The organism is Bacillus sp. JJ1764, assembly GCF_036962145.1.
GTDB lineage: Bacteria > Bacillota > Bacilli > Bacillales > Cytobacillaceae > Neobacillus.
This window is the reverse complement of the sequence record NZ_JBALNY010000147.1, coordinates 6,288-13,862: the sequence shown is the minus strand read 5'-3', so window position 1 is coordinate 13,862 and position 7,575 is coordinate 6,288. Positions and strand designations below refer to the sequence as shown.

The following is a 7,575-nucleotide window of genomic DNA, read 5'->3' as shown; positions in this document are numbered from 1 at the left end:
TTTTCAAAGATCAATGTCCTTAAAACGACTATATTAGAATATCATTTTCCAACAGTTAAGTCAACTGTTTTTTTTGATTTTCTCTTTGTCGTGGTGACGACTTTTTATATATTACACGATTATTTTTTAATGGTCAATATCTATTTTAAAAAAAGTATTCATTGTTATAATCTTTTTATTAACAAAAGAAAAACCGCTGAATCTTAGCGGTTATCTTTCCTCATATTACCCATTGCTGAATGGCTACTAATGCACATAGACCGGGGATTCCTAAGAAACCCGAAACAGCAGAAGTAGCTACATTAATCGGCACGTGGATTCCGTAGCGGTTCCCTATAACATTAAGGAAGAATAAAAATAAGGCCCCAATTAAAACTTTTACTACAGCTAGTCCTACAAACCTCACCGGCTTGAATGGAGCACCTGAGAATAACAATACAACAATGAGTCCACCTAAAATGGAAATCACAACTACCGGTTCCAAGAATGCTATCCCCTTCCATAGGTCTCTTGCTAAAACCTATGTACAAGTCTGGGGTATTAGAACAAAAAAGCCTAAACTTTTTATATCTTAGACAGGAACCTTATTATTTCCAAAGTGTCACATTTCTTTCTTTAGCCTCTTTTAAAAGTAAGATATATTTTGCTTCAGCAATTTTGGTTTGGCAGATCACTTCTTCGGAGGGGTCGAGACTCTTTTCCAACAGTGATTTTTCCTGCTGCCAATCTTGTTTAAATTTATTCAACTTGGCGATGAGCTTTTCGTTATACTCTTTCCTGAGTTTCCCATTTCGCCGAAAAAACATACATATTACCTCCGGCCATCAGCATGCAATTTTTAAACTTCTCTTCGCCCTTCCAACGCTTTAGAAAGAGTGACTTCATCTGCATATTCCAAATCTCCACCAACCGGTAGACCATGAGCAATCCTAGTTGTCTTTAGTCCAGAAGGCTTAATTAACCTAGAAATATACATAGCTGTTGCTTCCCCTTCAATATTGGGGTTAGTCGCTAAAATGACCTCTTGGACAGTTTCATCCTGAAGTCGCTTTAAGAGATTTGGGATATTAATATCTTCCGGACCGATACCATCCATTGGAGATATTGCCCCATGAAGTACATGGTATAGCCCGTTATAATCCTTCATCTTCTCCATAGCAATGACATCCTTTGGATCTTGCACTACACATATTATGCTCCGATCACGACGTTGATCCTCACAAATATAACACGGATCTTGGTCTGTTATATGACCACAAACAGAACAATAGGTTAAATTTCGTTTTGCATTGACTAGTGCCTTGGCAAAATCAAGAACGGTGTCTTCTTTCATGCTCAGAACATAAAAAGCAAGCCGAGCAGCCGTCTTTGGTCCGATTCCAGGGAGTTTCATAAAACTGTCAATCAATTTGGATATTGGTTCAGGATAATGCATAGATTCGATACCTCTCATAAAAAGTAAAAGTGCCTAAAAATCAGGGATCTCCCCCTAATACAAGGCACCTTACTTAAAATTCATTAAAACGGCAGATTCATTCCTTTTGTGAATTGACCCATCGTATTATTTGTTAGTTCATCAGCTTTTTTCATTGCATCATTAACAGCTGCTAGCACAAGATCTTGAAGCATTTCCACATCATCAGGATCCACGGCTTCTGGTTTAATTTTCACATCCACCACTTCTTTATGACCAGTAACCGTAACACTTACGATTCCGCCCCCGGATGTTCCTTCGATATGTTGTTTACCTAATTCCTCTTGTGCTTCTGCCATTTTCTTTTGCATTTTTTGCATTTGTTTCATCATATTTTGCATGTTTCCCATTCCGCCACGCATATTATTCAACCTCCAAAAAGTAAGTTTTAATCAATAATTTCAACAAACTCAGCACCAAATAATTTCTTTGCCTCAGCAATGTGTGGCTCCTCTTCCGTTTTCATTTCACTGTCTTCGCCCGCTTCACCCTGCTGACTACTTAGGAAACCTTCACGGATATCCATCCATTGGTCTTCGGGTACTCCCAACAATAAATACCTTTTACCGGTTAATTTATGTAAGGCTGACCCTACTGCATCAAGAAAATCATTTCGACCCATTGCCATTTGACAAATCATTTCGTGCTTAAATTTTAAGATAAAGGCATTGGCCGAGGCTGCTACAGGCTCAGCTTCATTCAACAAGGCTGCTTGTGATTTTAACAGGCTGGCAAGCATTTCACCCCAATTGGCCTTTAACAGATTCAAATCATTTTTCGTTGCTTGTTTCAATACTTCATTTATTTTCCCAACAGCTGGCTGAAAAGCTTTTTTTGAGCTTCTAGTAGCCTGTTTCTGTGGTGTTGGAGCTTGTTCTTGCGGAGCTGCTGCCACACCATTTACTTTTAACTGCTGAAGCTCATTCTCTAGTTGCTCAATCCGTGTTTTTAATTGTTCAATATGATCGGATGGAGCTGTCTCTGTGCTTTTGATTTCTAATTGACACAACTTGACAATCGCAACCTCAAGGAAAATCCTTGGATGATTGGTCCAACGCATTTCCTGCTGGGTCTTATTTAAGAGTTCAATAAGCTGATAAATCTGGGCAGTTGGGATAGAATCGGCAAGACTCTGAAAATCACTGTCAAGCATTACTCTTTCCAGTGACTCTTCCAGGTTTGGTGCAGTTTTATAAAGCAGCATGTCTCGATAAAAAACGATTAAATCCTCCATAAAGCGTGCAGGGTCTTTTCCATGAAACAACAGATCTTCAAGAGATTCCAATCCACTTACAACATCCTTATCAACGAATGCCTTGGCCATTTTGTTTAAAAAGCCTTGTGATACAGAACCCGTTACGGTTAATGCATCTTCCACCGTGACCCGATCTTGGCTATAAGAAATGGCCTGATCCAATAAGCTTAAGGCATCTCGCATACCGCCTTCCGCTGCTCTTGCAATCATCTGTAGGGCTCGTTCGTCACAATCAATTTCTGTCTCTTCCACAATAAGTTTCATCCGATTTACGATTGACTGAGCCGTAATTCGTCTAAAATCAAATCGTTGGCATCTTGAGATAATGGTTAACGGTATTTTATGTGGTTCAGTAGTAGCTAATATAAAAATGACATGCTTTGGTGGCTCTTCCAACGTTTTTAGCAATGCATTAAACGCGCTAATGGAAAGCATATGCACTTCATCAATAATGTAGACTTTATAATTAACAGATGTCGGTGCAAATTTTACTTTATCGAGAACATCTCGCATTTCCTCGACTCTTGAGTTGGAAGCTGCGTCAAACTCTAATACATCTGGAATAGTCCCACTGGTAATCCCCCGGCAAGCCGCACACTCATTGCATGGTTCTGCAACTGGAGCTTGCTCACAATTGATCGCCTTAGCTAAGATTTTTGCTGCACTTGTTTTCCCGGTTCCTCTTGGTCCGGAAAAAAGATAAGCATGTGAAATTTTTTGCTGAAGCAGGGCATTTTGCAATGTCTTGGTGACATGTTCCTGTCCTACTACGTCAAAGAATTGCTGTGGACGCCAAACACGATATAAAGCTTGATAAGCCATAGACACTAGCCCCCTTCAAAATTTCATCTTCCCTATTATAACGTATTCAATTTCGATTTTACAAAAGGATTCCTATGACTTAATAAAAAAACTCATCCCAAATCTGAGATGAGTTAGTTATGTAAAATAACTGCCGTGCACCTTCCTTCGACTGAGTCCCATAGGCGTTACTTAAGCAGTTAGCTCGGCCCAGGCACCCCTGCGGCACATGAGAGCGTCCACTTAATGCTGCTTCCTTCCGGACCTGACATGGTTCATGGATTCCCATTGCGCAGGACCCAGGCGTCAACACCACTTACTTAAGGCAGCCCTACAGGATATCAGCCTCGGGAAGGGATTCAGTCCCGCTAGAGCGGATTGCGGGTACAGGGCACCGCTACCTCCCCACCTAGCACGGCAAAGTTGATACCAAATATTCAGTTGCGTCGTAACTGACGCTTTTTTAGTATACAAACAAACGGAGAAAAAATCAATTGTTATTGTTTGTAAATTTTTGTAAATTGTTTTGTGATACTTTTTTTGCTTCCTTATTTCTTGCTCGAATTTTTCTGAAAAAGTCTGAAAGTAATGCACCACATTCTTCTCCCAGTACTCCTGTTTCCAGTTCACATTGATGATTGAACCTGGGATCCTGTAGAAGATTCATTAACGTACCCGCACAGCCAGCCTTGGGGTCACTTGCTCCATATACAACACGCTTTACCCTGCTTAACAGAATTGCTCCGGAACACATGGGACAAGGCTCAAGTGTGACATATAAAGTGGCCTCCTCCAGCCGCCAGGACCCTGATTCCCTGCATGCCCTATCAATTGCCAGTAATTCAGCATGAGCGATAGCACTTTGCTCTGTTTCCCGGAGATTATGTCCCCGGGAAATAATTTGATCACCCAATACAATGATAGCTCCAATTGGAACTTCATCCATTAATTCCGCTTTTCTTGCCTCTTCAATTGCTTGTCGCATATAAAATTGATCTTGGTCATTCATAACCAAATACCCGCCTTAAAAATTTTTTATATCATTGATCCAGCTTCCCTCTCATAGAATGGTTGTAGTGTATCTGCGCAGGGAGGGATCAGTATGCAAATTCATGTGGTTAAAAGGAATGAATCGTTAACAACTATTGCCAGAACATACCATTCTACGGTAAACGATATTGTCGAGGCAAATGATTTGCCTAACCCTAATAATCTGATTATCGGTCAAGCTCTTGTTATACCTATTGTAGGTAAATTTCACTTCGTACAACCGGGAGAATCCTTATTTTCCATTGCAAGAGAATATGGGGTTTCTCCACAGGAACTAGCATCTGTTAACAGACTACAGCCTAACCAACAATTAAATGCTGGGTTGCGTCTATATATCCCTCAGGGCAATAAAAGAACAGCCGAATTTAATGCATATGTAGAACCACGCGGCACCACGGTTGCCCCCGCCTTAGAAAGTAGTGCCAGGGAAGCCGCTCCTTATATTACTTATTTAGCTCCTTTTAGTTTCCAAGCCCGCCGTGATGGAACATTAAAAGAGCCGCTCCTCAACAACTTTCCCGCCATTGCCAGAGCCAACCGTAATGTGCTAATGATGGTCATCAACAATCAGGAAAATGATCAGTTCAGTGATGAATTAGGAAGAATTCTTTTAAATGATATCGCAGTTCAAGATAAATTTCTTAATAATATTGTGGCAACTGCCAAAAAGTATGGCTTCCGTGACATTCATTTTGACTTTGAATATCTCAGACCGGTTGACCGAGATGCCTATAATCGCTTTTTGCGAAAAGCGAAGCAGCGTTTTAAAACCGAGGGCTGGCTGATGTCAACAGCACTGGCGCCGAAAACTAGAGCCGACCAACCTGGAAAATGGTATGAAGGCCATGATTATAAAGCACATGGGGAAATTTCGGACTTTGTCGTCATCATGACCTACGAATGGGGTTATAGTGGAGGTCCTGCTATGGCTGTTTCCCCAATTGACCAAGTTAGAAAAGTTTTAGACTATGCTGTAACGGATATACCTTCCAATAAAATACTAATGGGGCAAAACCTCTACGGTTATGATTGGACCCTTCCCTTTGTCCAAGGCTCTGTGGCCAAAGCTGTAAGCCCCCAACAGGCCATTCAGCTTGCTGCAAGACATAATGTTCCTATTGAATATGATACGAAAGCACAAGCACCTCACTTCAATTATACTGATGAGGGCGGAAAAAGACATGAGGTCTGGTTTGAAGATGCACGTTCTATTCAGGCAAAATTTGATTTAATTAAGGCAATGAATTTACGAGGCATGAGCTATTGGAAACTCGGGTTAGCTTTCCCGCAAAATTGGCTGTTAATTGTCGATAACTTCCAGGTTACTAAACGTGGGACATAGAAAGTTTTGCCACCAACTGCCGTCTTTTCGGCAGTTTTTTTGTCTATGTAACATATAAATCACATCTTTAAAATAATTCCATATCCCTTCCACTGTCAGAGTGTGATAAAATGTTTTTTGTGTCACGTTGAAATCTGTCGTTTTATGACAATTATTGCGTAACAATGAATATAAACGAACATGATGAACCGGATCCGTCTGGTAACCATAGATGTAAAGGCAGTTTGGAGAAGGAGGAGCAATAAATGGGGGACACACCCTTTATTACCGTTGAAGGGCCGATTGGGGTAGGAAAAACATCACTTGCCAAAGCCATTTCAGAGCAATTTGAATTTGCTCTATTAAGAGAGATTGTCGACGAGAATCCATTCCTGGGGAAATTTTATGAAAATATTGAGGAATGGAGTTTCCAGACAGAAATGTTCTTTCTCTGCAATCGATTTAAGCAATTAGGAGACATTAATACTCATTATTTGAGCAAAAATCAAGCTGTTGTAGCTGATTATCATATTTTTAAAAATTTAATCTTTGCTCAAAGGACATTAAGTGCAGTAGAATACGATAAATATTTTAAAATCTATCAAATCTTAACAGAAGATATGCCAAAACCTAATGTCATAATCTATCTAAATGCTAGTTTGGACACACTTTTAAAGCGAATCCAACTTAGAGGACGCGAGGTTGAAAAGAATATCAGTCCTCTTTATTTAGAGCAACTCTCACTTGATTATGAGCAGACCATGACGATGTTTGAAAAACAACATCCCGAAATACCTGTATTACGCTTTAATGGTGATGATTTGGATTTCGTTAAAAACGAACATGATTTGGATCACATTATTGAAACACTATCACTCACATTTAAAACTAACAGCTGGACAAACATATTATAGAACGGGGGATGTTCGTGAGCATTGTAATTGGCGGAATGATTGGCCTGGGAAAAACAAGTGTTGCAGATATTTTGAAGGATCATTTTCAAGTAAACGGATTGGATAGTAAGGTATTCTATGAAACAGTTGATGATAATCCGATTCTACCGCTTTACTATGAATTAACACCAGAAGAGCTCGACGCAAGAAGAATTCCCTTTTTACTGCAATTATTTTTCCTAAATAAACGTTTTAAAACAGTTAAGGATTGTATCAATTGGAAAAACCCTATTTATACAATTCAAGATAGATCGATTTATGAAGATTGGTATTTTGCTTATGTAAATAAAAACTTGGGGAGAATTTCCGACCTAGAATTTAACATTTATGAAGACTTAGTCGATAATATGATGGAAGAATTAAGAGAACTTCCGAAAAAAGCCCCAGACTTAATGGTTTACTTAAAAGGCTCCTTCGAAACAGTCATTGACCGAATTATGTCCCGCGGCAGAAGCTTTGAGATTAACCCTGAACTGAAGGAATACTATTTTGAGGTATGGAAGGGTTATGATGAGTGGGTATTTGACCGCTACAACGCCAGTGAAGTGCTAGTGATTGACATGGACAATACTGATGTAGTGAAGAGCCAAGCGGATGCAAAAAGGGTATGTCAGGAAGTACAAGAAAAATTAAATGAAATTCTAAATATAACAAAGGCACATATCGGGTAATCCGCTATGTGCTTTTTATTTTTTTGCTCTGTTAAACTGGGCTGTTGATT

9 protein-coding genes and 1 other RNA gene are annotated in these 7,575 nt (G+C 39.7%); 3 read left to right on the top strand and 7 right to left on the bottom strand.

Annotated features, from left to right (window positions below):
- Window positions 1-220: 220 nt before the first annotated feature.
- The 7 genes from V7083_RS18915 to tadA all read right to left on the bottom strand — a co-directional run bounded on the left by V7083_RS18915 (window position 221) and on the right by tadA (window position 4,539).
- Window positions 221-484: a pro-sigmaK processing inhibitor BofA family protein gene (locus V7083_RS18915; protein ID WP_335480825.1), complete on the bottom strand. Its 264-nt coding sequence runs from the start codon at window positions 482-484 to the stop codon at window positions 221-223.
- A gap of 103 nt (window positions 485-587) precedes the next feature.
- Window positions 588-806: a YaaL family protein gene (locus V7083_RS18910; RefSeq protein WP_335480823.1), complete on the bottom strand. Its 219-nt coding sequence runs from the start codon at window positions 804-806 to the stop codon at window positions 588-590.
- Between the two features lie 32 nt (window positions 807-838).
- Window positions 839-1,435 (bottom strand): recombination mediator RecR, encoded by a 597-nt coding sequence (gene recR / locus V7083_RS18905; protein WP_335480821.1) that lies wholly within the window; start codon window positions 1,433-1,435, stop codon window positions 839-841.
- Window positions 1,436-1,518: 83 nt separating this feature from the next.
- Window positions 1,519-1,836 (bottom strand): YbaB/EbfC family nucleoid-associated protein, encoded by a 318-nt coding sequence (locus V7083_RS18900; protein ID WP_335480819.1) that lies wholly within the window; start codon window positions 1,834-1,836, stop codon window positions 1,519-1,521.
- Window positions 1,837-1,862: 26 nt separating this feature from the next.
- The gene (dnaX, locus tag V7083_RS18895; RefSeq protein ID WP_335480817.1) at window positions 1,863-3,551 is read right to left on the bottom strand and encodes a DNA polymerase III subunit gamma/tau; all 1,689 of its coding nucleotides are present in this window, start codon (window positions 3,549-3,551) and stop codon (window positions 1,863-1,865) included.
- A 133-nt stretch (window positions 3,552-3,684) separates the two neighbouring features.
- Window positions 3,685-3,948, bottom strand: an RNA gene (gene ffs / locus V7083_RS18890) — signal recognition particle sRNA large type.
- 72 nt (window positions 3,949-4,020) lie between these two features.
- On the bottom strand, window positions 4,021-4,539 hold the full coding sequence (gene tadA, locus V7083_RS18885) for a tRNA adenosine(34) deaminase TadA (RefSeq protein WP_335480815.1): 519 nt from the start codon (window positions 4,537-4,539) through the stop codon (window positions 4,021-4,023).
- Window positions 4,540-4,632: 93 nt separating this feature from the next.
- On the opposite strand from tadA, the gene V7083_RS18880 reads away from it, so the two are divergent.
- The 3 genes from V7083_RS18880 to V7083_RS18870 all read left to right on the top strand — a co-directional run bounded on the left by V7083_RS18880 (window position 4,633) and on the right by V7083_RS18870 (window position 7,525).
- Complete coding sequence (locus V7083_RS18880) at window positions 4,633-5,922, top strand: glycoside hydrolase family 18 protein (RefSeq protein ID WP_335480813.1); 1,290 nt, start codon at window positions 4,633-4,635, stop codon at window positions 5,920-5,922.
- Window positions 5,923-6,167: 245 nt separating this feature from the next.
- Window positions 6,168-6,815, top strand: coding sequence for a deoxynucleoside kinase (locus V7083_RS18875; protein ID WP_335480811.1), 648 nt, complete (start codon window positions 6,168-6,170; stop codon window positions 6,813-6,815).
- 14 nt (window positions 6,816-6,829) lie between these two features.
- The gene (locus tag V7083_RS18870; RefSeq protein WP_335480808.1) at window positions 6,830-7,525 is read left to right on the top strand and encodes a deoxynucleoside kinase; all 696 of its coding nucleotides are present in this window, start codon (window positions 6,830-6,832) and stop codon (window positions 7,523-7,525) included.
- Window positions 7,526-7,575 lie beyond the last annotated feature (50 nt).